Annotated in this window: 29 protein-coding genes; 14 read left to right on the top strand and 15 right to left on the bottom strand. The window is 62.7% G+C overall.

All coding sequences use genetic code 11. From position 1 onward, the window contains the following. The first annotated feature begins 1 nt into the window (after position 1). Positions 2-553: a hypothetical protein gene (locus tag H4I92_RS06775; protein WP_077529886.1), complete on the top strand. Its 552-nt coding sequence runs from the start codon at positions 2-4 to the stop codon at positions 551-553. A 51-nt stretch (positions 554-604) separates the two neighbouring features. Further along, positions 605-988 carry a response regulator gene (locus tag H4I92_RS06770; RefSeq protein WP_077529885.1) on the top strand — a complete coding sequence of 128 codons (384 nt, stop codon included), beginning with the start codon at positions 605-607 and terminating at the stop codon, positions 986-988. Between the two features lie 26 nt (positions 989-1,014). Here H4I92_RS06770 and H4I92_RS06765 read toward each other — a convergent pair whose 3' ends face one another. Next, the gene (locus H4I92_RS06765; RefSeq protein ID WP_077529884.1) at positions 1,015-1,260 is read right to left on the bottom strand and encodes a hypothetical protein; all 246 of its coding nucleotides are present in this window, start codon (positions 1,258-1,260) and stop codon (positions 1,015-1,017) included. Positions 1,261-1,622: 362 nt separating this feature from the next. Between H4I92_RS06765 and queC the strand changes: the two genes are divergently transcribed. After that, positions 1,623-2,285, top strand: coding sequence for a 7-cyano-7-deazaguanine synthase QueC (gene queC / locus H4I92_RS06760; protein ID WP_077529883.1), 663 nt, complete (start codon positions 1,623-1,625; stop codon positions 2,283-2,285). Continuing rightward, positions 2,285-2,947 (top strand): 7-carboxy-7-deazaguanine synthase, encoded by a 663-nt coding sequence (gene queE / locus H4I92_RS06755; protein WP_077529882.1) that lies wholly within the window; start codon positions 2,285-2,287, stop codon positions 2,945-2,947. Before queC ends, queE begins: the two co-directional genes overlap by 1 nt. Before the next feature lie 39 nt (positions 2,948-2,986). On the opposite strand, the gene H4I92_RS06750 is transcribed toward queE, so the two are convergent. The 4 genes from H4I92_RS06750 to H4I92_RS06735 form a co-directional block, all read right to left on the bottom strand. Then, positions 2,987-3,280 (bottom strand): Lpp/OprI family alanine-zipper lipoprotein, encoded by a 294-nt coding sequence (locus tag H4I92_RS06750; RefSeq protein WP_077529881.1) that lies wholly within the window; start codon positions 3,278-3,280, stop codon positions 2,987-2,989. A 100-nt stretch (positions 3,281-3,380) separates the two neighbouring features. Then, positions 3,381-3,896: a L,D-transpeptidase family protein gene (locus tag H4I92_RS06745; RefSeq protein ID WP_077529880.1), complete on the bottom strand. Its 516-nt coding sequence runs from the start codon at positions 3,894-3,896 to the stop codon at positions 3,381-3,383. 17 nt (positions 3,897-3,913) lie between these two features. Continuing rightward, positions 3,914-4,627, bottom strand: a complete 714-nt coding sequence (locus H4I92_RS06740) for a metallophosphoesterase (RefSeq protein WP_077529879.1) — start codon at positions 4,625-4,627, stop codon at positions 3,914-3,916. A 60-nt stretch (positions 4,628-4,687) separates the two neighbouring features. After that, positions 4,688-5,074 (bottom strand): hypothetical protein, encoded by a 387-nt coding sequence (locus H4I92_RS06735; protein WP_077529878.1) that lies wholly within the window; start codon positions 5,072-5,074, stop codon positions 4,688-4,690. A 152-nt stretch (positions 5,075-5,226) separates the two neighbouring features. On the opposite strand from H4I92_RS06735, the gene H4I92_RS06730 reads away from it, so the two are divergent. The 3 genes from H4I92_RS06730 to H4I92_RS06720 are packed head-to-tail and all read left to right on the top strand — an operon-like array spanning position 5,227 to position 8,404. Continuing rightward, complete coding sequence (locus H4I92_RS06730; RefSeq protein WP_077529877.1) at positions 5,227-6,966, top strand: potassium/proton antiporter; 1,740 nt, start codon at positions 5,227-5,229, stop codon at positions 6,964-6,966. Continuing rightward, positions 6,966-7,430 carry a cupin domain-containing protein gene (locus H4I92_RS06725; RefSeq protein WP_077529876.1) on the top strand — a complete coding sequence of 155 codons (465 nt, stop codon included), beginning with the start codon at positions 6,966-6,968 and terminating at the stop codon, positions 7,428-7,430. Before H4I92_RS06730 ends, H4I92_RS06725 begins: the two co-directional genes overlap by 1 nt. Next, on the top strand, positions 7,427-8,404 hold the full coding sequence (locus tag H4I92_RS06720) for a CobW family GTP-binding protein (protein ID WP_077529875.1): 978 nt from the start codon (positions 7,427-7,429) through the stop codon (positions 8,402-8,404). Before H4I92_RS06725 ends, H4I92_RS06720 begins: the two co-directional genes overlap by 4 nt. On the opposite strand, the gene H4I92_RS06715 is transcribed toward H4I92_RS06720, so the two are convergent. The 3 genes from H4I92_RS06715 to H4I92_RS06705 are packed head-to-tail and all read right to left on the bottom strand — an operon-like array spanning position 8,390 to position 11,058. Further along, positions 8,390-9,064 (bottom strand): OmpA/MotB family protein, encoded by a 675-nt coding sequence (locus H4I92_RS06715; RefSeq protein WP_077529874.1) that lies wholly within the window; start codon positions 9,062-9,064, stop codon positions 8,390-8,392. The two genes, H4I92_RS06720 and H4I92_RS06715, sit on opposite strands and share 15 nt — an antisense overlap. Then, on the bottom strand, positions 9,061-9,918 hold the full coding sequence (locus H4I92_RS06710; protein ID WP_077529873.1) for a motility protein A: 858 nt from the start codon (positions 9,916-9,918) through the stop codon (positions 9,061-9,063). The genes H4I92_RS06715 and H4I92_RS06710 overlap by 4 nt, the downstream gene beginning before the upstream one ends. Before the next feature lie 33 nt (positions 9,919-9,951). Beyond that, positions 9,952-11,058, bottom strand: coding sequence for a GGDEF domain-containing protein (locus tag H4I92_RS06705; protein WP_077529872.1), 1,107 nt, complete (start codon positions 11,056-11,058; stop codon positions 9,952-9,954). A 175-nt stretch (positions 11,059-11,233) separates the two neighbouring features. On the opposite strand from H4I92_RS06705, the gene H4I92_RS06700 reads away from it, so the two are divergent. The 4 genes from H4I92_RS06700 to H4I92_RS06685 all read left to right on the top strand — a co-directional run bounded on the left by H4I92_RS06700 (position 11,234) and on the right by H4I92_RS06685 (position 13,990). Beyond that, positions 11,234-11,857: a YbhB/YbcL family Raf kinase inhibitor-like protein gene (locus H4I92_RS06700; RefSeq protein WP_077529871.1), complete on the top strand. Its 624-nt coding sequence runs from the start codon at positions 11,234-11,236 to the stop codon at positions 11,855-11,857. After that, positions 11,857-12,993, top strand: coding sequence for an iron-containing alcohol dehydrogenase (locus H4I92_RS06695; RefSeq protein WP_077529870.1), 1,137 nt, complete (start codon positions 11,857-11,859; stop codon positions 12,991-12,993). Before H4I92_RS06700 ends, H4I92_RS06695 begins: the two co-directional genes overlap by 1 nt. Next, positions 12,993-13,430 carry an acyl-CoA thioesterase gene (locus H4I92_RS06690; RefSeq protein ID WP_077529869.1) on the top strand — a complete coding sequence of 146 codons (438 nt, stop codon included), beginning with the start codon at positions 12,993-12,995 and terminating at the stop codon, positions 13,428-13,430. Before H4I92_RS06695 ends, H4I92_RS06690 begins: the two co-directional genes overlap by 1 nt. 113 nt (positions 13,431-13,543) lie before the next feature. After that, positions 13,544-13,990 (top strand): thioesterase domain-containing protein, encoded by a 447-nt coding sequence (locus H4I92_RS06685; protein WP_077529868.1) that lies wholly within the window; start codon positions 13,544-13,546, stop codon positions 13,988-13,990. Here H4I92_RS06685 and H4I92_RS06680 read toward each other — a convergent pair. Together H4I92_RS06680 and bluB are read right to left on the bottom strand one after the other, a co-directional pair. Beyond that, positions 13,987-14,886, bottom strand: a complete 900-nt coding sequence (locus H4I92_RS06680; RefSeq protein WP_077529867.1) for a haloalkane dehalogenase — start codon at positions 14,884-14,886, stop codon at positions 13,987-13,989. The genes H4I92_RS06685 and H4I92_RS06680 overlap by 4 nt on opposite strands. Continuing rightward, complete coding sequence (gene bluB / locus H4I92_RS06675; protein ID WP_077529866.1) at positions 14,883-15,542, bottom strand: 5,6-dimethylbenzimidazole synthase; 660 nt, start codon at positions 15,540-15,542, stop codon at positions 14,883-14,885. Before bluB ends, H4I92_RS06680 begins: the two co-directional genes overlap by 4 nt. A gap of 79 nt (positions 15,543-15,621) precedes the next feature. Between bluB and H4I92_RS06670 the strand changes: the two genes are divergently transcribed. Beyond that, the gene (locus H4I92_RS06670; protein WP_077529865.1) at positions 15,622-15,828 is read left to right on the top strand and encodes a DUF2905 domain-containing protein; all 207 of its coding nucleotides are present in this window, start codon (positions 15,622-15,624) and stop codon (positions 15,826-15,828) included. Positions 15,829-15,904: 76 nt separating this feature from the next. Next, positions 15,905-16,441 (top strand): macro domain-containing protein, encoded by a 537-nt coding sequence (locus tag H4I92_RS06665; RefSeq protein ID WP_077529864.1) that lies wholly within the window; start codon positions 15,905-15,907, stop codon positions 16,439-16,441. Here the strand turns inward: H4I92_RS06665 and H4I92_RS06660 are convergent. From H4I92_RS06660 to H4I92_RS06640, 5 genes are all read right to left on the bottom strand, one after another. Beyond that, on the bottom strand, positions 16,431-17,165 hold the full coding sequence (locus H4I92_RS06660) for a substrate-binding periplasmic protein (protein WP_179105643.1): 735 nt from the start codon (positions 17,163-17,165) through the stop codon (positions 16,431-16,433). The genes H4I92_RS06665 and H4I92_RS06660 overlap by 11 nt on opposite strands. Positions 17,166-17,369: 204 nt before the next feature. After that, positions 17,370-17,615: a zf-HC2 domain-containing protein gene (locus H4I92_RS06655; RefSeq protein WP_077529862.1), complete on the bottom strand. Its 246-nt coding sequence runs from the start codon at positions 17,613-17,615 to the stop codon at positions 17,370-17,372. A gap of 75 nt (positions 17,616-17,690) precedes the next feature. After that, positions 17,691-18,533 (bottom strand): peroxidase-related enzyme, encoded by an 843-nt coding sequence (locus H4I92_RS06650; RefSeq protein ID WP_077531685.1) that lies wholly within the window; start codon positions 18,531-18,533, stop codon positions 17,691-17,693. Continuing rightward, positions 18,527-19,141, bottom strand: coding sequence for an RNA polymerase sigma factor (locus tag H4I92_RS06645; protein WP_077531684.1), 615 nt, complete (start codon positions 19,139-19,141; stop codon positions 18,527-18,529). Before H4I92_RS06645 ends, H4I92_RS06650 begins: the two co-directional genes overlap by 7 nt. 118 nt (positions 19,142-19,259) lie before the next feature. After that, positions 19,260-19,811, bottom strand: coding sequence for a carboxymuconolactone decarboxylase family protein (locus tag H4I92_RS06640; protein ID WP_077529861.1), 552 nt, complete (start codon positions 19,809-19,811; stop codon positions 19,260-19,262). A gap of 140 nt (positions 19,812-19,951) precedes the next feature. Between H4I92_RS06640 and H4I92_RS06635 the strand changes: the two genes are divergently transcribed. After that, on the top strand, positions 19,952-20,593 hold the full coding sequence (locus H4I92_RS06635; protein WP_077529860.1) for a TetR/AcrR family transcriptional regulator: 642 nt from the start codon (positions 19,952-19,954) through the stop codon (positions 20,591-20,593). The last annotated feature ends 17 nt before the right edge of the window (positions 20,594-20,610 follow it).

Genomic DNA, 20,610 nt, shown 5'->3' with positions numbered 1-20,610 from the left:
CATGAACCATCTTCCGGACCATCGTACGAATCACGAAACCGTCAACATGATGTACGGGACCTATGCGGATGTGATCTTCATCCTTTTCCCGTTTGCCGTGATCGCCCTGACCCGCGCCTGGCATGGGCATCCGGAAGCCACGCTCACGGCGCCTGATCTTTCAATTGCCGCGGCCATTCTGGGGGGGCTGGCCCTGGGCAAGTTCGTGCTCGGGCTGATCACCGACCACAACCTGAGCCGATTCCGTGAACGGATCGTGTTCTTTCTGGCGCTGACCTTGCTGCTGGTGCTTGGGCCGGCGATTCTGATGCTGCTTCTGATCACCACCAGTGAGCAGGTGCCCCGGATGGTTGTGTTCGTCCAGCCGATACTGCTGATTGTGGCCATCTCGCTTTATACCACGGCCATCAGCATCAGCAATCTTCTGACGCGACCGGATCCGGTCCTTTTCGCCGGCGAGGATCCGGAGCAGAGTGAATCGGAGGGGGAGCGCGAGCTGGAACTTCCCGGCAGGGACGGAGAAAGTCAGAGAATGTCACGCGATGAGGCGTGAGGGTGCACGCCTGCTATAGTTGGGAAGCTGGAGAACAATCGAGGGGACGCAATGACGAATCTCAACGTGCTTGTTGTTGAGGACGAACCCACCATGCGCCAGATGCTCACCGAGATGCTCTATGCCGTTGGCGTGGGCAGGGTGGTGGAAGCGGGGGATGCGGCGTCCGGGCTGGAGGCTTTCAATGCTGACAGCTTCCAGATCGTGATGCTGGACCTTGGCCTGCCGGATCGTGACGGTCATGAGGTCATGAAGGAGATCAAGGCAGCCAACCGGCAGCAGCATGTGGTGCTGGTTACCGCCGATGATTCCATCGACAGCATTCAGCGGGCGATTACCGCCGGCGCCAATGGTTATGTGGTCAAGCCCTATTCCCGGGAAAAGATCCAGGACGTGGTTGACAACTACATGATGATCCACAACAGCGGCGCCTGAGCCGCTGTTGTGTACCCTCCTGCCTCTCAGGCTACCTGTTTCTGGATCCAGGAGTTGTACCGGGCTGCAAGAGACCGGATATAGCGACTCTCCGCCTCGCTGGGTGTACCCAGAACACCGTGGAAGATCCACCCACGCTCATACAGAGCCAGAACCGAGCGTTCGTCTTCCAGGTTGACGCGCTGGTTGAGGCGCTTGCAGATGGCGTCCAGGAACGGCAGACGCCCGGGGCGGCGGATGCGGTTGCTGTTGTGATTGGCTTTCTGGCTCATGGGACCCCTCCTGTCCGCGTTGATCGGATTCTGTACAACGAAAAAGCCCGGAGGCGGTCACCTCCGGGCTATCGGACAGGGCATGAGCCCAACCGACCGGAGGCGACCCCGCAGGGCTCCCTCCGGCCTTGCATACCGTTCAGGAGCCCGCGGTCGTCAGCGGGTGCTTTCGTGTCGTAATGGATGTCACCCTCACGGGGTTACCATCTGTTGTCATGGTATAACTGCCTTCTGACTCCATACCCTCAGTGTATCCCTGAGCCGGGCTTTTTCAAGAGCGGCTGCGGGTAGTCCCTACAGAGCCTCCGCAATCCGTTCATGGTTGATAGAATGGGCGCGATGTTAACCGCACAGGAATCCCAATGAGCCGCATTGTTGTGATCTACTCGGGAGGCATGGACTCCTACACACTGTTGCACCGGGCGCTGGCGGAAGGCTGGCGTGTGGATGCTCTGTCCTTTGACTACGGCCAGCGCCATGCCCGGGAGCTCGACTGTGCCCGGGCCGTCACCCGGGAGCTTGGGATTGACCACGAAGTCGTCGACATCACCGGCATCCAGAGCCTGCTGGCCGGTTCCGCGCTGACCGATTCGGAACCCGTGCCGGAAGGGCATTACGAGGAAGCCAGCATGAAGGCGACGGTAGTACCCAACCGCAACATGATCCTGCTGTCGCTCGCCATCGGTCATGCCGTGAGCCGTGGGGCGGAGGCGGTCTGGTATGGAGCCCATGGCGGCGATCACGCGATCTATCCGGACTGCCGGCCTGAGTTCATCGAGCAGATGGACCGGGTTGCCCGCGTGGCCAACTACGAATCCGTGCGGGTGGAAGCCCCCTTTATGCATCTGACCAAGGGGCAGATTTTGGGTGATGGGCTGGCAATGGACCTGGACTACAGCCGTACCTGGACCTGTTACAACGGTCGGAACCTGGCCTGTGGCCGCTGCGGGGCCTGTACGGAACGGCTGGAGGCCTTCGCCGCCCACGGCGTTACGGATCCCCTGTCCTATGAGGATGCGCGCTGATGTACCGGATCAAGGAAGCCTTCACCACCCTCCAGGGGGAAGGGCTCCAGGCGGGGCGTGTTGCCGTCTTCTGCCGTTTCAGCAAGTGCAATCTGTGGACCGGCCGGGAAAAGGACCGCGCCACGGCAGTGTGCCAGTTCTGCGATACGGATTTCGTGGGGACCGACGGGCCCAATGGGGGCGTTTTCGGGTCACCTGAAGCGCTCGCCGATCACATCGCCTCCCTCTGGCCGGGCTCCGGGGGTGGGGAGGAATCCCCCATGGTGGTCTGTACCGGCGGTGAGCCCCTGCTGCAGGTGGATGGCCCTCTCCTCGAGGCCTTCCACCAGCGCCATTTCTTCGTGGCGGTGGAGACCAACGGCACGCTGGATGCCCCGGAAGGCATTGACTGGCTCTGCGTCAGCCCCAAGGCGGGTACCGGCATTCGTATCCGGCGCTGTGATGAACTGAAGCTGGTGTATCCCCAGGAGGGGCAGGATCCAGCGGATTATGACGGCATCGAGGCGCGGGCACGGCTGCTTTCACCCATGTCATCCCCGGATGCGGGCGCGGATCGGGATCTGGTTCGGGACGCGAGCACGCGTGAGGCCATCCGTTACTGCATGGCGAATCCGCGCTGGCGACTGAGTGTGCAGATGCACAAGATGGTGGGGATTGAATGAGGGAAGGAAGCCGCCCTGGGGCGGCTTCCCGGTACCGGCTTACTCCTTGCCGGTAGCGCGGTCCAGCATACGCTTGGCCCGCTCGTTGGCTTCCTCAGCCGACTGCTCGGCATTCTTGGCGCGCTCAAGAGCCTCTTCGGCCAGCTCATAGGCTTCGTCAGCCCGCGCCTGTGCATCAGCCGCACTGCTGTCAGCGCCCTCTGCCGTGTTCATGGCATCGTTCGCTGTGTCCATGGCATCGTCCGCCGTGTTCATGGCGTCGTCGTTGGTGCTTGCACAGCCGCCGAGTGCAACAGCGGTCAGAGCAATTCCGGCGAGCGTCAGCTTCTTCATGATAATCCCCTTTTCTTCGGGTTAATGTTCGGCGGGACTCGGCTTTGAGGAGTCCATGCCGCTTCAAGTGTAGCAAAGTGACCGTTTGTGAAAACCGTTTTCACGGACGGATCTCAATAGGTGTACCAACGGTAACCCGGCGCCAGATTTCATCCATTGCCTGGTTGTCCACGGCAATGCAGCCGTCCGTCCAGTCGAGCCCCTTGAAGGCGAAGTTCCACTCACCTGCCTCATTGGGCAGTCCATGGATCATGATGTTGCCGCCCGGGTCCTGTCCCCAGGCCCGGGCCTTGCGGCGGTCCTCAGGGCTGGGGTAGGAAATGTGAATGGAGCGGTAGTAGTCACTCTCTGGATTGCGCCAGTCCAGAGTGTACTGGCCCTCCGGGGTCCGGTTGTCGCCGGCGAACAGTTTATGCCCTTCCGGCTCCTGGCCCAGGGATACGCGGAAACTCTCGATGCGTTCGCCGTCCCGGATCAGGTACAGCCTGCGCTCGCTCTTGACCACCAGCACCCGGTCCGCGCTCTGCGAGCCGTCGCTGGTTGCCGTGGCCGGAACAGGCATGATGAGAGGCAGCAGGAACAGCAGAACAGTGGCGGCTGTTATGGATCGATGCATGGTTGTCCCCATGGGTCTCAGCCCGCGCTGGAACGCTGGTGCTCTGGAATGCCAAGCAGGGCCGGGATCGGCATCAGGGTAATATCACCACCCCGGTAGAGCGTGTCAATCCAGAAACGGTTGCCCGCGTGAATCGGCTGCTCGCAGGATACATGGCCGTGGACCACGCGGGTCACATGGCGTACCGGGGGAACCAGGCCGGGTGTTCGCAGGGCCTGGTTGTAGTCGGCCCGGTCCCAGACCAGCTCCTCCCACTGGCCATCATCCATGGGGACCTCCTGAACGGTACGCCAGTCGGAGGGGGCCGTGGCGTGGATGATGCCTACGGACCCGTTCATGGTCTCCACCGTAAAGGCCAGTGACAGATGCTGGTGGAGCAGGGTGCCCTGGTAGAGCTGGGCGCCCGAGGGCTGGCGGTGAAACCAGCGTCCCCCGTTGTGCTCGTGCAGCACGCGGGCGCCGGGGTCGGCCAGTGCGTCCAGCAGCATCAGCTCGTGGTTGCCGAGCACGCTGAAGAACCAGCGCTCCTCCAGCCGCTCGATCAGCGCCGCGCTGTTGTCGCCACGGTCGACGAGATCGCCCACGGCGAACAGGCGGTCGCGCTCGGGGTCAAAGGCCTGCTGTTCCAGCTGGTGATCGAGCCGATCCAGACGGCCATGGAGGTCACTGACCACGAAATCACGGCCACGCTGATTGCGCCGGAAATAGCGGTGCTGTGTCAGGTCGTGCATGATATGAGGAAACCCAGTGTGATCCGACAGGAGTCACTCCAAGCTAGCAGGGAACAGGCCTCAGGCGGAACCCGTGACGGTTTCATCCGAAACCCGGTAACCGGCGGCTTCGAGCTGGCTCCGGGCCTCGGGCATCTGGTACTCAGGAATCAGGCCATAGGCACCGGCGCCGGAAGGCAGTGGTACAAAGCCGATGCCGCTGTTACGCAGGTTCTGTGCCACTTCCGGAAGAACCGGATCGCCGGTACGGATATTGAGACAGAGCCAGCCGGTGCTGGTGTCGGCGGCCGGCAGCGACAGTGACTCATCACAGATGAGTGATAGAAACCCGGCGGTACGCCCGATCCAGTAATAGGGAGTACGGAAGACCCCGGCGGGGATCAGATCGGTGCTTCTGAGCTGGTGGACCGCGAAACGGACGTCCAGAACCAGAACCTCATCGGTCATAGAGGGTTTCTCCAGGTTGCTGAAACAGGCAAATTGGTGAATCGACTCCGTACAGGACGCTCAAGCGTACTACCGGTTCCATTGAAACTGAAACAGCTGCTTTTTGCAGCCATCATTCTTAAACTCGGGTAATAGAGTCCCGGGAGGACCGATTGACCACCGACATTCTGCTGTTCATTGGCCTGCTGCTCAGCCTGAGCATCCTGCTCAGCCCGCTTTCGAGCCGGGTCGGCATGCCGGTGCTGCTGCTGTTTCTCGCCATCGGTATGCTCGCCGGTGAGGATGGACCGGGTGGCCTGCCGTTCAATGATTTCGGAACCGCCTTTCTGGTCGGTAACCTGGCGCTGGCGATCATCCTGCTGGACGGTGGCCTGAGAACGCGGCGCGAGAGCTTCCGGGTGGGCCTTAAGCCGGCGCTGGGGCTGGCCACCCTGGGGGTGGCGGTCACCGCCGGGCTGACGGGGCTGGCCGCGCTCTGGCTGTTCGAGCTGCCACTGGCCGTCGCGCTGCTGATGGGGGCGATTGTATCCTCGACGGATGCGGCTGCCGTATTCTCGCTGCTCCAGGGGCGTGGTCTGCACCTCAATGACCGGGTCAGTGCCACCCTGGAGATCGAATCCGGCAGCAACGACCCCATGGCCATCTTCCTGACCCTGGTGCTGCTGTCGTTCATCCAGAACAGCGGCCAGGCACCACTGCTGGAAAGCCTCTGGCTGCTCGCCCAGCAGTTCGGGCTGGGCGTGGCCGGTGGCCTGCTGGGTGGGCGATTGCTGGCGGCGCTGATCAACCGGGTGCAGCTGGTGCCGGCCTTCTACCCGCTTCTGGTGGCCTCCGGCGGGCTGGTGGTGTTTGCTGGCATCAACAGCCTGGGCGGGAGCGGCTTCCTGGCCATCTACCTCAGTGGCGTGGTGCTGGGAAACCGCCGGATCCGAATGCTGCCGGCGGTACTGCAGATGCACGATGGGCTGGCGTGGCTGGCCCAGATGGCACTGTTCCTGATCCTGGGGCTTCTGGTCACGCCATCAGAACTGGTGGATCTGCTGCTTCCGGGTCTGGTCATTGCGGCGGTGCTGATCCTTCTGGCCAGACCTATCGCCGTTCTGGCAACCCTCTGGCCCTTTGGCTTTCATGCCCGGGAGCAGGTGTTCATCAGCTGGGTCGGCTTGCGGGGCGCGGTGCCCATTGTCCTGGCGCTGTTCCCGGTTATGGCGGGTATTGAGCACGCCCACCTGCTGTTCAACGTGGCGTTCTGCGTGGTGCTGGTATCATTGCTGGTCCAGGGCACGACCCTGGCGCCGCTGGCCCATTGGCTGCGCCTTGAGGTGCCTTCGGGCCAGGAGCCGCGGCGCCGGCTGCCACTGGATCTGCCCGGCTCCGGCGACCATGAACTGATGGTCTTCGAGCTGACGGGCGAGCGCTGGCGGGAACCGCTGCCGTTCAGTGAGCTGATGCTGCCACGGCACGTGATCTGCGCCGGCGTCTTCCGGGATTCAGAGCTGTTTCATCCCTCGGAGGAAACGGAACTCGCGGAGGGAGACCTGGTGGCGGTGATGGCGTCGCCGGGGCAACTGGAGGAAGTGAGCAAGCTGTTTGATACCCAACCGCGAACCAGTCCGCTGGAGGATCGCCAGTTCTTTGGTGAGTTCGTGCTCAATGGCGAGGCCACGGTCGGGGATGTGGAACTCTTCTATGGCATCGACATCTCCGGCTATGATCCCGGCGACACACTGTCGGAGTGTTTCCGCCGGGCGCACGGGCATCCGGTGGTGGGTGACAAGCTGCGCATGGGGCCGATCAAGCTGGTGGTCAAGGCGGTTTCCGGCGACGCGGTGACCCGGATCGGCCTGAATCTGCACAGTCGCAGCGCCAACGCGCAAACCACGGAGTCATAATGGACGCAGAACACTGGAAACAGGAACTGGGGCTGGCGCCCCACCCGGAAGGCGGCTGGTACCGGCGCTTCTTCGCCAGCCCGATCAATGTCCGTACCGAGCATGGCAGTCGCCCCACCATGACGGCTATCCACTACCTTCTGGAGAAGGGCCAGTACAGTGCCTGGCACCGGCTGCGCAGCCATGAGCTCTGGCACTGGCATGCCGGCGGTCCGGTGCTGGTCCACTGTGCCGATGACAGCGGTATCGCCACCCACAAGCTCGGCAGCCAGTCGGAACTGACCCTGACCATTGACCCCAACACCTGGTTCGCTGCCGAGCCCGCGCCGGAGACCAGCTATGTGCTGGTCAGCTGTACCGTGAGCCCCGGCTTTGACTTTGAGGATTTCGAGTGGGGTGAGCCGGAGGCGCTGATGGCGGCCTTTCCCGAGGATGAACGGCTGATACGCAGGCTGACGCGATGAACAGTATCCCCGCACACCTGATCCTTGGGTTCCTCGGGGTGGGCAAGAGCACCGCCATCATGGACCTGATGCAGCGGCGCCCTGAAGGCGAGCGCTGGGCGGTCCTGGTCAATGAGTTCGGTGAAGTGGGCGTTGACGGCGCCCTGATGGAAACCGGTGGCGTCGCGGTGCGCGAGGTGCCCGGTGGCTGCATGTGCTGCGTGGCCGGCCTGCCCATGCAGGTGGCCCTGAACGAGCTGATCCGGCGCGAGAAACCGGACCGGCTTCTGATCGAGCCCACCGGCCTCGGGCACCCGAGCCAGGTGATCGATACCCTGACCGGCGGCGGTTACCAGGGAGTGCTGCATCTGGCGTCCGTGCTCTGCCTTGTGGACCCACGGCGCCTGGCTGAAGAGCGGGTGCTCAATAATGTCCACTTCCAGGACCAGGCGGCGGTCGCCGATGTGCTGGTGGCCAACAAGGGCGATCTGTGCAGCGATACGGACCAGGCCCGTTTCCACGAATGGGCTGCCGGGTTCGAGCCGCCCAAGGCGCTGGTGGTGGAAACCTCCCATGGCCGCCTGGAGCTGGACTGGCTCACCCGCCCCCACAGCGACCGCCAGGCGGGGGATCCGCATGCCCACGATCACCATCACGGAGAAGTGCCCACCGAAGCGCCGCCGTTTTCCGCGCAGCCCTGGCAGCAGTACCGCAACAGTGGCGATGGCCATTACAGCTGCGGTTGGCGGATCAGTCCGGATTACTGTTTCGATTATCAGAAGCTTACGGCCTTCTGCCACGGCGGCGACTGGCGCCGCATCAAGGGGGTGATGCGCACGGATCAGGGGTGGGTGGCGCTCAACCGGGCCGGCGATGCCCTGAGCGAAGCGGACGTTGATCCCGCTCGGGAGAGCCGGGTGGAAATCATCACGGATACGCCTCCGGACGCTGAGGAGCTGGATCAGCGCCTGAGTGCCGCCCTAGTCGACGGGTAACAGCCTCACCCTGGGCCCCTCATTGCTCTGCAGTCTCAGAAGCAGCTCCACCCGGCGGTTGCGCGCACGGCCCTCGGCGGATTCATTGCTCGTGCGGGGCTGGGTGTGGGCCTTGCCCACGGCGCTCATGCGCTCGGGCGTAATACCTTCCTTCTGGAAGAAACGCACGACCTGCGCCGCCCGCGCCGACGACAGCTCCCAGTTGGAGGGGTAGCGGTCCGTCGTGATCGGCACATCGTCCGTGTGGCCCGTCACCACAATGGGATGGGATGACCGCTGCAGTGTCGGCACCAGCTCCGCCAGTGTGTCGAGGCCCTTCTGTGAGAGTTCGGCCCGGCCCGACTCAAACAGCAGGCCGCTGCTGATGCGCAGACGCAGCCCTTCGTCGCTGCGGCTGATCTCGATGTCGTCGCCCAGGCTGCCCTCCGGCCAGTCCGCCGGGTGGGGGGATGGCCCTACGGTTTCGGGTGCCGGCTCAGTGGTATCAGCCGCGGTCTCGGGGTCACTGTCACCGGCAAAGGTGAGCATGACCACGAACATGACCACCAGCAGCGTCATAACATCCAGATAGACCAGCAGCCAGCTCTCTTCCTCCGTGCTGTCCCTGAGCTCTATGGACCGATGGGGCGGTGTCCGGGGCGGCGTGGTGTCCTCGCTCATGCGTCCGTATCCCCATCATCGTCATGTTTCCGGAAGCGCTCCCTCATTTTCGAGAACAGCCCCTGGTGCGATGCGCTCCCGTTGCCGTCGCGGATCTCGTTACGGTGGTCGGCCACAAACGAGTTCAGGGTTTCGCGCATCAGGGTCGGACGCCGCTTGCGGAACATCATGGAGACCCCCTGCATGACCATGTGCATCACGATCATGCGCTGCTCCGTGCGCCGCTCGAGCTTCACCGCAATCGGCTTGAGCACCAGGTTGGCCAGCAGGATGCCGTAGAAGGTGGTCATCAGAGCCACGGCTAGACTCTGGCCGATCAGCTCCATGTCGCCACTGCCCAGTTGGAACATCATGTTGATCAGCCCCACCAGGGTGCCGATCATCCCGAAGGCGGGTGCAAATCCCGCCATGACGCGGAACAGCTGCGCTTCCGCATGCTCCTTGGCCTGGAGCCGTGCAATCCGCCACTGCATCAGATCGAGGACATCCTCTTCCGGAGTCAGATCCACCGCCAGCTGGATGCCAGTCCGCAGGAAGGGGTTGTTCACGTTCTGGAGCTCCTTTTCCACTGCCGGCATCTGGCCGGTCTGGAACAGCCGGGTGATGCGCATCAGTTCCTCGATGTCGTCCTCGGTGTACAGGCGCTCGTTGCGCAGGACCGTGCCGATGAGCCGGAAGATGCTCAGTACTTCGCGGATGGGGTAACTGATGAAGGTGGCGGCCAGGGTGCCGCCAATCACGATGCCCAGCCCTGGCAGGTTGATGAACAGCGAGGGGTCGGAGACGGCATTCAGGAAGATCGTGGCAAAAAGACCGAGCCCGCCCAGAATGCCGATGAGAGTGGAGGGGTTCATGGCAGATCCCTGTTGCGTTCAGTGTGCATGTGGTTAACGAGTGCCTGGTCCATACCCGAAGCGCTCGCTGATGATCCGGTTCCTGCCCGTGGTTTTGGCGTGGTAGAGGCGTTCATCCGCGCGCTGGAGCAGGGTCTGGATGGCGTCATCTGGGCGTATCTCCGTGACCCCGAAACTGCAAGTCACCTCCAGGGGGCGCCCGTCGGCGGTCACTGGTCGCTCGACGATCTGCTGGCGGATGCGTTGGGCGGTGGTGACGGCGTCGGATTCGTTGGTACCGGGCAGGACCACCAGGAATTCCTCGCCACCCCAGCGGATGACCGAATCCATTGTTCGGCAGCCCGAAGTGAGTCGCTTGGCGACGGTCTGGATCACCTGGTCCCCGATCCCATGGCCCAGGGTGTCGTTGATGGTCTTGAAGTGGTCAATGTCCGCCAGGATGACGCTGAACGGGGTGTTGCTGCGCTGGAAGCGCGCGAATTCCCGGGCCAGACGGTCCGTGCCTTCCCGCCGGTTGGCGAGGTTGGTCAGGGCATCATGGGTGGCGGCGTGTTCGAAGATCTCGGCCATCTGGCGCAGGCGCTCGGCGTGCTGGCGCCGGGCCCGGTCGAGCAGGTAGCTGAACACCATTACAAAGGCGAGGGAAATTGCCAGAACGATCCGGAAGGGCAGAGGATACTCGGCAACGCTGAAAAGGATCCGCCCGAGTGGCGTCAGAGCCATCGCCAGTGTCAGCCAGCCCGCAACACAGCTGATCACCCCGAATCGCGGACTTGAGATGTAGAACACCACGGGTGGGTAGACATAGAGCCACATGACGCCGCTGCCCTGCTCCACGCCCGAGAGGACGACAAAGATGAGTACGGCCGTGATGGTGGCGATAAAGCCCCAGCGCAGCTGGGCCAGGTTGTCCGTCAGCAGATGCAGGAGAAGGTTGGCGACCAGGATGCCGCCGAAGGAGACCATTACCATCCCGAACCACTGTGGGTCAGTGGTCACGTACGCATTGCGCCAGGTGAAGAAGAACAGCGCCACAGCCGCCGACAGCGACAGTATCCGCACAAGGTGCACGATGTCGGATCGGGTCTCGGTGGATTCCGAGGCGGGATCCGGCGCTGTTGGAACCGGGGTTTCAGCCATTGTGGAGCATCTTTCGATGGGAACTGCTGACTGTCATGGAGTGTAGTGCACACCATGGCATTTGCACTGCGCCGCGCACGCCGGTCAGGCCTTTACGACCATGGTGGGGGTTGCACTGGCAGGCCCAGGCAAGGCTCAATGGCATAAGTAATCCATCCTGTCAGAGGAGGTGTGCATGGACATCCAAGTCAAGGACATCAACGAGGGTCAGCCCGTTCCGGAGCACTTTGCGTTCGGCGTGTATGACCCGGACAACCACATGGCCCTGGGGCGCAATCTCAACCCCGAGGTCACCTGGTCGGGGGTCCCCGAGGGCACGCGCAGTTTCGTGGTCATGATCAAGGACCCGGACGTGCCCAGCGAGGCCGGTGACGTGAACCAGGAAGGCAAGACGGTCTCGAAGAAGATCCCGCGCGTGGACTTCTACCACTGGCTGCTGGTGGACGTACCGCCGACGGTCGCACGCATTGAGGAAGGCAAGGAGTCCAACGGGGTCGTGCCCAAGGGCAAATCCCCCTCAAAGGATGCCCTGGGTAAGCGTGGCATCAATGATTACACGGACTTCCTGGCCGGCGATCCGGACCTGGCTGGTACCTATGCCGGTTATGACGGCCCCTGCCCGCCCTGGAACGACGAGATCGTGCATCGCTACACCTTCACCGTGTTCGCGCTCGATGTGGAACACCTGGATCTGGGGGATGAGTTCCGCGGGCCTGACGTGGAGAAGGCGATGGAAGGGCATATTCTGGACCAGGCCTCGGTAACGGCCACCTATACCCTGAACCCGGACCTGCGCTGATGCGTGATTTCGCCTTCAATACCACGCCCTCGATTGCCATGGCGAGCGGGGGCGCAGCCAGCTTGGCCGCGTATTGTCGTGAGCGTGGCGCCCGCTCGGTGTTCATCGTGACGGACCCCGGCATCATCAAGGCCGGACTGCTGGATAAAGCGCAGGCGGGTCTTGTCGACGAGGGGCTGGCTGTGAACTGGTTCAGCGAGGTGGAAGCGGACCCGCCGGACACCGCCGTGCGGGCGGCCGCCGAGCGTGCCCGTGACTGCGGCGCGGATCTGGTGGTGGGTTTTGGCGGCGGCAGTTCCATGGATGTGGCAAAGGTCGTGGCCCTGCTGGCCTCGGATGGCTGTAACCAGTCGCTGGAGCAGCTCTATGGCGTGGGCATGGCAAGTGGGCGCCGCCTGCCCCTGATCCAGGTACCCACCACGGCGGGTACCGGCTCCGAGGTGACGCCCATCGCCATCATCACCACCGGCGAGACCACCAAGTCCGGCATCGTATCGCCCCTGCTGCTGCCGGACCTGGCGTTGTTGGACCCGGACCTGACGCTGGGGTTGCCGCCGCAGGTAACAGCCGCCACGGGCATCGACGCCATGGTGCACGCCATTGAGGCCTACACCAGTGCCCATCGCAGGAACCCGGTTTCGGATGCGCTGGCCCGGGAGGCCCTGGCGCAGCTTTCCGGCAATATCGTGGAAGCGGTGCACAACGGTGAGAATCGTGACGCCCGGGCAGGCATGTTGCTGGGCGCCATGCAGGCCGGCCAGGCATTCGCCAATGCGCCGGTAGCGGCGGTGCATGCGCTGGCGTATCCGTTGGGGGGCCATTTCCATATTCCCCACGGCCTCAGCAACTCCCTGGTCCTGCCCCAGGCCCTGCGATTCAACCAGCCCGTGGCCGGCGCGCTGTACGAAGAACTGGCGCCACTGGTGCGCAATGGCGGCGACGGGGATCTTGTGAGCCGTATGACGGCGTTGATCGAGGCGGTGGAACTGCCGCGCACGCTGCGTGAGATGAACATCGGCGAGGACTTTCTCCCCACGCTGGCCGCCGATGCCATGAAGCAGCAGCGTCTGCTGGTGAACAACCCCCGCGAGGTGACCGAGGCGGATGCCCTGGCGATCTACCGGGAGGCCTTCTGATGGCCGCCGGGGACGAACCGCTGCCACGCGGTGCCTTCGACGCCTTCCAGACGATCACCACCCGCTGGCATGACAATGACCTCTACGGGCACGTGAACAACGTGACCTATTACGCCTGGTTTGACACTGCGGTGAACCGGTTCCTGATCGAGGACGGCGGCCTGGATATCCACAACGGGCCGGTGATTGCGTATGTGGTGAGTTCCGGATGTGAGTATTACCGTGGGGTGGCCTACCCCGAACCGGTGGAAGTGGGCCTGCGTGTGGAACGACTGGGCAACAGTTCCGTGACCTGGGGGATTGGTGTGTTCGGGGGCCATGACGGCCGCCACTTGGCCCAGGGGCGTTTCGTGCACGTGTTCGTCAACCGCGCCACGGATGAGCCCACGCCCATCCCGGGGCCACTGAGGGAGGCCATCGAACGGCTCGCCTCATGACGCGTCTCGGGGTGGTGCCCTGACATCCCGGATTCCCCCCATTCCTGTGACCTGCATGGAGCGGTATCCTTGCGGTTCAGGTTTACGCTATGACTGGCATGCTGGAGTGACCCATGTCCCCATCCGAATTGCAGCAGTACCTGCACGAGCATATTCCCATTTCCGAAGCCATGGGTGTGTCCGTACACACCGCCTCACCGGAGGCGGTGCGGGTTGAAGCGCCCCTGGAGCCCAACATCAATCACCGCTCCACGGTTTTCGGGGGTAGCGCCTCGGCCGTGGCCATCCTGTCCGCCTGGTCACTGCTGCACCTGCGCGTCCGCGATGCCGGCCTGGACGCCCAGCTGGTGATCCAGCGCAACGCCATGGACTATGAAAGGCCCATCCACGGCGCCTTCACCGCCGAGGCACGGCTGGCGGACCCGGAACGCTGGGAGCGCTTCCGCAAGACCCTGGAACGCCGGGGCCGGGCCCGCATCCGCGTGGAATCGGTCCTGACGTTCGCCGATGAGCCAGCGGGCCATCTCACCGGAGAGTTCGTGGCCCTGACCCAGGGTTAGCCGTCCATGCGCGCCAGCAGATCGTTAATGGCGCGTGCGAACGGGACGGGCGAGTCCTCCTGAAGGAAGTGCCCGCCCTTGAGGGTGACATGGGGCTGGCCCTGGGCGCCGGGAACGCGATCCTGCATGTAGCGGTCACCGCCCTTGGTAATGGGATCCCCATTGCTGAAGGTGGTGAGGAAGGGTTTGTCCCACTGGCTGAGCACCTCCCAGGCCTGACGGTTCGCTTCCGTTGCCGGGTCGTTGGGCGAGGCCGGGACGAGGGCTGGGAAGGCGCGGGCCCCGGCCTTGTAGTGACGTGACGGGAAGGGCGCGTCATAGGCCCGGCGCTCATCGCGGCTCAGCCGTCGGAAGCTGCCCACATCCACGATGCGTGCGGGCGGGAATACCGGCGAGTAGAGGGCAAAGCTTTTCCAGAGCTGGAAAGCCCTGGGCATGGCCTGGTCCCCGGTCGGAAGCATGCCGTTACCCACCACAATGGCGCGGAAGCGTTCCGGGTTCTCCGCCGCGTAGCGCAGCCCCAAAAGCGAGCCCCAGTCCTGGCAGACCAGCGTGATCCGCCTGAGGTCCAGCTGCTCGATGAGCCCACCGAGCCAGTCCATGTGGGTCTGGTAGCTGTAGTCCTCGATGTGGGCCGGTTTGTCGGACTTGCCGAAACCGATCAGATCCGGGGCGATGACGCGGTGGCCGGCGGCGGCGCAGACCGGGATCATATGCCGGTACAGGTAGGACCAGCTCGGCTCCCCGTGAAGCATGAGTACTGGGTCCGCATCGGCGGGGCCTTCATCCAGGTAGTGCATTCGCAGACCGTCCACATCCCGGTAGTTGGGCTCGAACGGGTAGTCCAGAAGGCGTTCGAACCGGGATTCCGGTGTGCGCAGTATGTCCCTGCTCATGAGTCTTCCTCCGTGCGGTAGTGGTTCTCGGACAGGAAATGGTCCAGGGAGAGTCCCTCGGTCCAGCCCTCGATTTCCAGCATTGGCCGTTCATAGAAGGCCTCAACGTGCCCTAGGCAGAGGATGGCCATGGGGTGGCCTTCCTCCGGGATGGACAGCAGCCCGCCCAGTGCCCGGGGGTCGAAAAGCGAGACCCAGCCCATGCCCAGGCCCTCGGCGCGCGCGGCAAGCCACAGGTTCTGTATGGCGCAGGAGGCGGAGGCCAGATCCATCTCCGGCAGTGTGCGGCGGCCGAAGATGTGCTTCTCCCGGCCATCACGCAGGGCGACGACCAGCAGTTCCCCGCAGTCGCGGATGCCTTCCACTTTCAGCTTCATGAACTCATTGCCGCGCTCACCCAGTGCTTCCGCGGTGCGCTCCCGTTCAGCGTTCACCAGCTGGTAGATGCGCTCGCGCAGATCCGGTTCGGTGACGCGGATGAAGTGCCAGGGCTGCATCAGCCCAACACTGGGCGCGCTGTGGGCGGCCTGGAGCAGCCGCATCAGCACCTCTTCCGGGACCGGATCCGGCAGGAAATGGCGCATGTCGCGGCGTTCGGCGATGCATCGGTAGAGCGCCCGGCGCTCCTCGTCACTGAAGGCGTGTTGCGGTTCCATGGGCATTGAACGCTGTCGGGAAAAGCCGCAGGATAACCCAGAAGGCGCTTTCTTTCAGTGAATCCTCCGGAGGTGTGCCATGGCGCGCTGGTTCATACTGGCCGGCCTCATTCTGGTGGTGATCGGGGTGGTGCTTCACACCATGCCCTGGCTGCTCAGCTGGTTTGGCCGGCTGCCCGGCGACATCCGCTACGAGAGCGGCCAGACACGGGTGTTTGTTCCCCTGAGTTCGATGATCCTTGTCAGCGTGATACTGACCCTCGTTCTGAACCTGTTCTCCCGCTAGCGGCCGGCGGCTCTTTACGCACCCTGCGGAGCGCTCCAATAATAAAACAACAGTGTATTGAAAGAGGTTAGACCCGATGGGATTCCAGGCGAACGGTATTGAGGTGGCGGTGGTTCAGGGCGACATCACCGATCAGCCGGATATGGATGCGATCGTGAACGCGGCCAATGCGGAACTCCGGATGGGTGGCGGTGTGGCTGGGGCCATCCACCGGGCGGCAGGCCCGGAACTGGAGGAGGAGACCCGGCCCCTGGCACCGATCAATCCCGGCGAGGCGGTTATGACCTCCGCTCCGAATCTGCCGAACCAGCACATCATCCACTGCCTGGGGCCGGTTTACGGGGTGGATGAGCCCGCCTCAACGCTGCTTGCCAGCTGCTACCAGAGGGCACTGGAGCTGGCTGAGAACGCTGGGCTGGAATCCGTTGCCTTTCCGGCGATCTCCACCGGGGCATTCGGGTTTCCCATGGAGCAGGCTGCCGAGGTGGCGTCGCGCACGCTACTGGCCCGTTCAGGCAGCCTGCAGTCCGTTCGCCGTCTCCGCTGGGTGCTGTTCAGTGAGGAGGACCGCATTCTGCACGAAGAGGTGTTCGAGTCCGTTCTCAACGCCTGAGCGAATGCGCCTCTTCGGACCAGGCACCCTCAAAATCCCGGATGATGTGCTCGACATCCTCCGTTTTCCGTGAGAACACCAGCGTGGTGCCCCAGGTCGTTATGGGGCTGTGTGTGATCTCTGGCAGGGAGAGCCTCTCAAGTGCCTGGGTCACAGGTGCCTCAAAATCCAGCAGGTAGTCACCACGCCCCGCTTTCAGCATGCGCAGGGCTGCCTGGTGTGTTGAGGCCTGGTCCACCCGCGTTTCTTTGGCTTTCATGACGGGGTCAAGCCGGTTCATGTAGGTGTACCCCCGGATCAGGATCAGGTGATGGCCGCGCAGATCCAGGATGCTGGCTACCGGATCGGTACCGTGGAGGTGATAGGCCTGCAGGCGTATCTTGCGGAATGAAAAGTCCGGTTCCAGCGTCGAGTCTGACAGCGCGGGCACACCCTGTGATCCCAGCCACAGATCGAGTTTTCCTTTCCGAAGATACAGATAGATCCGGTCAATGGGCAGGCTTCGCCATTCGATCTCGTAACCGGCCTCACGCGCAAGGCGGTTGGTCGCCTCCATGTAAGGCCCTGCCGGCTCTCCCTGCCCGCTGGTGTACGTCAGGGGCGGAAACTCAATATAGGCGCCCTTGAGAACCGGACGCTGCCCTTCTTCATCGGCCCATGCCGCAGCGGTCAGGAGCATCATCCCCGCAATGATGACAGGCAGAATGCGGTGTAAGCCCAGCAAAGGCACATCCATCCTCTCAGTTGACTGTTTCAGGGATCAGGATAGTGCCTTAATTTCAGTCGCGCGACTGGCTTTTGGGAACGGATGTACTCTCAGTGCCCGCCGTTCCGCGCTGCATCCACACTCAGCAGCGTGTCCCGATCCCTGAGCAAATAAAGCGCAAAGCAGGCGGCCAGCATCGGCCAGGCCCCGAAGAACAGGAGGTTATTTCGTGGAATCGTGTTTGATGGTTTTGTTGATCGCGCTCTCGAATCGGTTGAGCGTGTCGGAATCCGTTGGTGGGGGCTCGAACCCGCGGATTACCCGGACGACGGCCTTGAACTGGGTGACGAAGCGCCGACAGTGCGGGCACATGAGCAGGTGCACCAGAAGGGACAGGCGCTTTTGCCAGCGCAGGCGGCCATCGAGGTAGTCACTGGCCAGCAGGGTAATATCACGGCATCTGAGCATGGGCGCCCCGGGTGCTCCCGAAAATGGAATCCTTACATGGGAGGACACCTCGGAAAGCGGGGCGTTACACCCAGCTCAGGACTCGGCTGCGATGCCCGGCTCCAGAGGAATATGGAGGGTGTCCAGCATGCGGTTGATCCCGGAGTAGAGCTCCATGGTGCTCATGGCCTCGATGATGTCGCTGTCACTGGCTCCGGCCTGGCGTGCCTCTTCCAGAAGCTCCGGGGGAACGTGATGGGGATTGCGGTTGGCTTCCCGGGTCAGCCTTAGAAGCGCCTGCTCGCAGTGGGTCAGAAAGGTCGCTTCCGCAGTGGCCAGGAACTGTTTTACCTCGCTGGTACTCACGCCCAGGTGACGCAGGAAACGGCGGTGGTGAACCACGCAGTAGTCGCATCCGTTGTCATGGGACACCATAAGTGCAATGGCATTCTTGAGCCTGGCCGAGAGCTGGCCTCCGAACATCAGGGTGCGGACGCGCCCCCAGACCTGTTCCAGCTGTTCCGGGTTGTGGGCATAGCTGCGGAACAGGTTGGGGACATAGCCTTCGCGTTCGCGGATTTCCGCGAACACCGCCTGAACCCGTGCATCTTCCTCGCCCTCGAGCGGAAGGAAGACAGCGTCGTTGCAGGCACTGGAGTCGGCTTGTGCCGTTGACGGGGCGGCCCCAGGCTCGTCTGACTCGCTGGCCAGGCGTTCGCTGAGCCGCTGTTGCAGGCGTTGTTCAAAATCCATCGAGTAACCGGCTTCACCCGCTATGTGATGGCTTGCCAGATCGCGCGTGGTGGCAAGACCATCGACGAAATGCCGGCAGTGCCGGCACATCCAGAGGTGCGTCTGCACCCGGAGACGCTCTCCGAAGGTCAGCTGGCCATCCAGCCAGTCGCTGGCCATGGCGGTGATCTCATGGCATTTTAGCATTCGCCTGTCTCCCGGAAGCCCTCGATCATGGTGAACAGTTTCTGCCGTGCCCGGTGCAGAGTAACCCGTAAATTGGATCCGGATAATCCCAGAATGCGACAGACCTCATCGGATTCCATCTGCTGGATGTCGCGCATCATCAGTACCGCGCGCTGGGTCTCGGGCAGTGCCTCGAAATGTTTCTCCAGGCACGCCTTGAGCGCTTCGTTGGAGAGCAGGTCATCGGCGGATTCGGAGCCCCATGGCCGGGTTGGCTGAATCCAGCTGCCACCCTCATTGAAGCGGGATTCCAGTGCGGGATCCAGCGGTGCCTGGAAGTCCGTCAGTGTCTCTCGTTTGCTACGGCGGAGCCGGTTGCGGGCACGGTTGGCGGTAATGGTGCAGAGCCAGGTCTTCAGGGCGGAGCGGCCCTCGAACCCGTCAATAGCATCCACCACGGTCACCCATGTCTCCTGAACCACGTCCTCGGCCGTGGCGGGGTCGAGCATGCTCCGTGCAGTTGCCAGCATGGAACCCGAAAACCGCTGGACGGCCGCGTGGTAGGCTTCGGTGTCACGCTGTCGAAGGCGCTCAATCAGTCCCTGTTCGTCCGTCGTTGTCTGCACCATGTCTGCATCCATTACGGTCTGCGGTACGTTCCGGAGTCACACGTGGCTTCATTGCCCCCGTTTCGGTATTCGTCGGGGCTGCTGATACGCCAACAGCAGGCCCTCATGCCGGTACTGATCAGGTGCGCTGCCACGCGAGTGGCTGGAAGGGATCATCCAGCGGTGTTTCCGCAATGTGGTTCACGTAGTTGCTGATGGTCTTCTGGGCGAGCCCCAGGATCACTTCAAGGACCTGCTGCTGGCCATAGCCGGCATTGAAGAAAGCATCCAGATCCGCCTTCTCCACATTACCGCGTTTGGCGATGACTTGCTTCGTGAAGGTTCGCAGTGCTTCAAGCTTGTCATCCGGCAGAGGAGTTTCGTTACGCAGCGCCTGTGAGATCTCCTCGGATACGCCCATCTGTTTGGCGATGGCGGTATGCGCCGGAACACAGTAGGTGCATTCGTGCTCCACGTTGATGGTCTGCCATACCACGGTGATCTCGTCGTTATTGAGGCTGGTATTTGTGAACAATTCGTGCAGGGTGCCGTAGGCCTTCAGGGTCTGCGGGGCTTCCGCGAGCACGGCATGCAGGTTCGGGATCATGCCCATGGACTTCTGGGAGTTCTCAAGGATCGGCTTGGAATCCTGTGGTGCGCTGTCAACGTTGTGTAGCTGGAATGTGGTCATATGGCCTCCTGCGCTTTGTATTTAATGTGAACGGAATCAGTTGGTTTTTGAGCAATCACTCAATAACCAGGTCAAGATAACTGTATTTGAGTATTCACTCAAGCTATAATTGAGTGAATACTCAACAATTGCAGTACACCATGCCAAGAAGCGCTCGACACGATCATCAAGACACCGTCAGGCGTGCTGCCCATCTTTTCTGGGAGCGGGGCTATCACGCCTGCTCACTCAAGCAGCTGGAGGCGGTGCTCGATATGCGCCCCGGCAGCATCTATGCCGCGTTTGGCAGCAAGGAAGACCTGTTCCATGCGGCCTTAATGTTCTACTACGAGCAGCTCCAGGAGGGCCTGAAGCAGGAGCTGGAGTCGCATGGAACGGTGTTGGAAGGTATGCGGGCCTACCTCCGGCGACTCGCCGCCGAGGCGACGGGTGAGATCGGGAAAGGGTCTGCACCCGTTCCCGCCTGCATGATGGTGAAGACGTTGCTGGAAGTCACAGTCGACACGCCGGGGCTGACTGACACTGTGAATCACTTGTTTGACCGGGTTGAGCAGGACCTTACCGCAACGCTGGATCAGGCCCGCGAAAAGGGTGAGTTGCCGCCCAACACCGACTGTGCTCGGCTGGCCCGGCTATGGCAGGCGCAGATCATTGGTCTGCGCACGTTTGCGCAACGCCGAGTGCCGGTACAGGCGGTCACACTGCTGGCCGAAGACATGATCAGTCTACTCGACCCGACTGTCAGTCCTGGTGCCAATAGCCATGGCACCAGGACGCATTAGCGACCTTTACGATCGGG

This window comes from Vreelandella halophila, assembly GCF_019903425.1.
Taxonomy (GTDB): Bacteria; Pseudomonadota; Gammaproteobacteria; order Pseudomonadales; family Oleiphilaceae; genus Halospina; species Halospina halophila.
The sequence above is the reverse complement of the archived record's forward strand: the minus strand, read 5'-3'. Positions and strand labels throughout refer to the sequence as shown.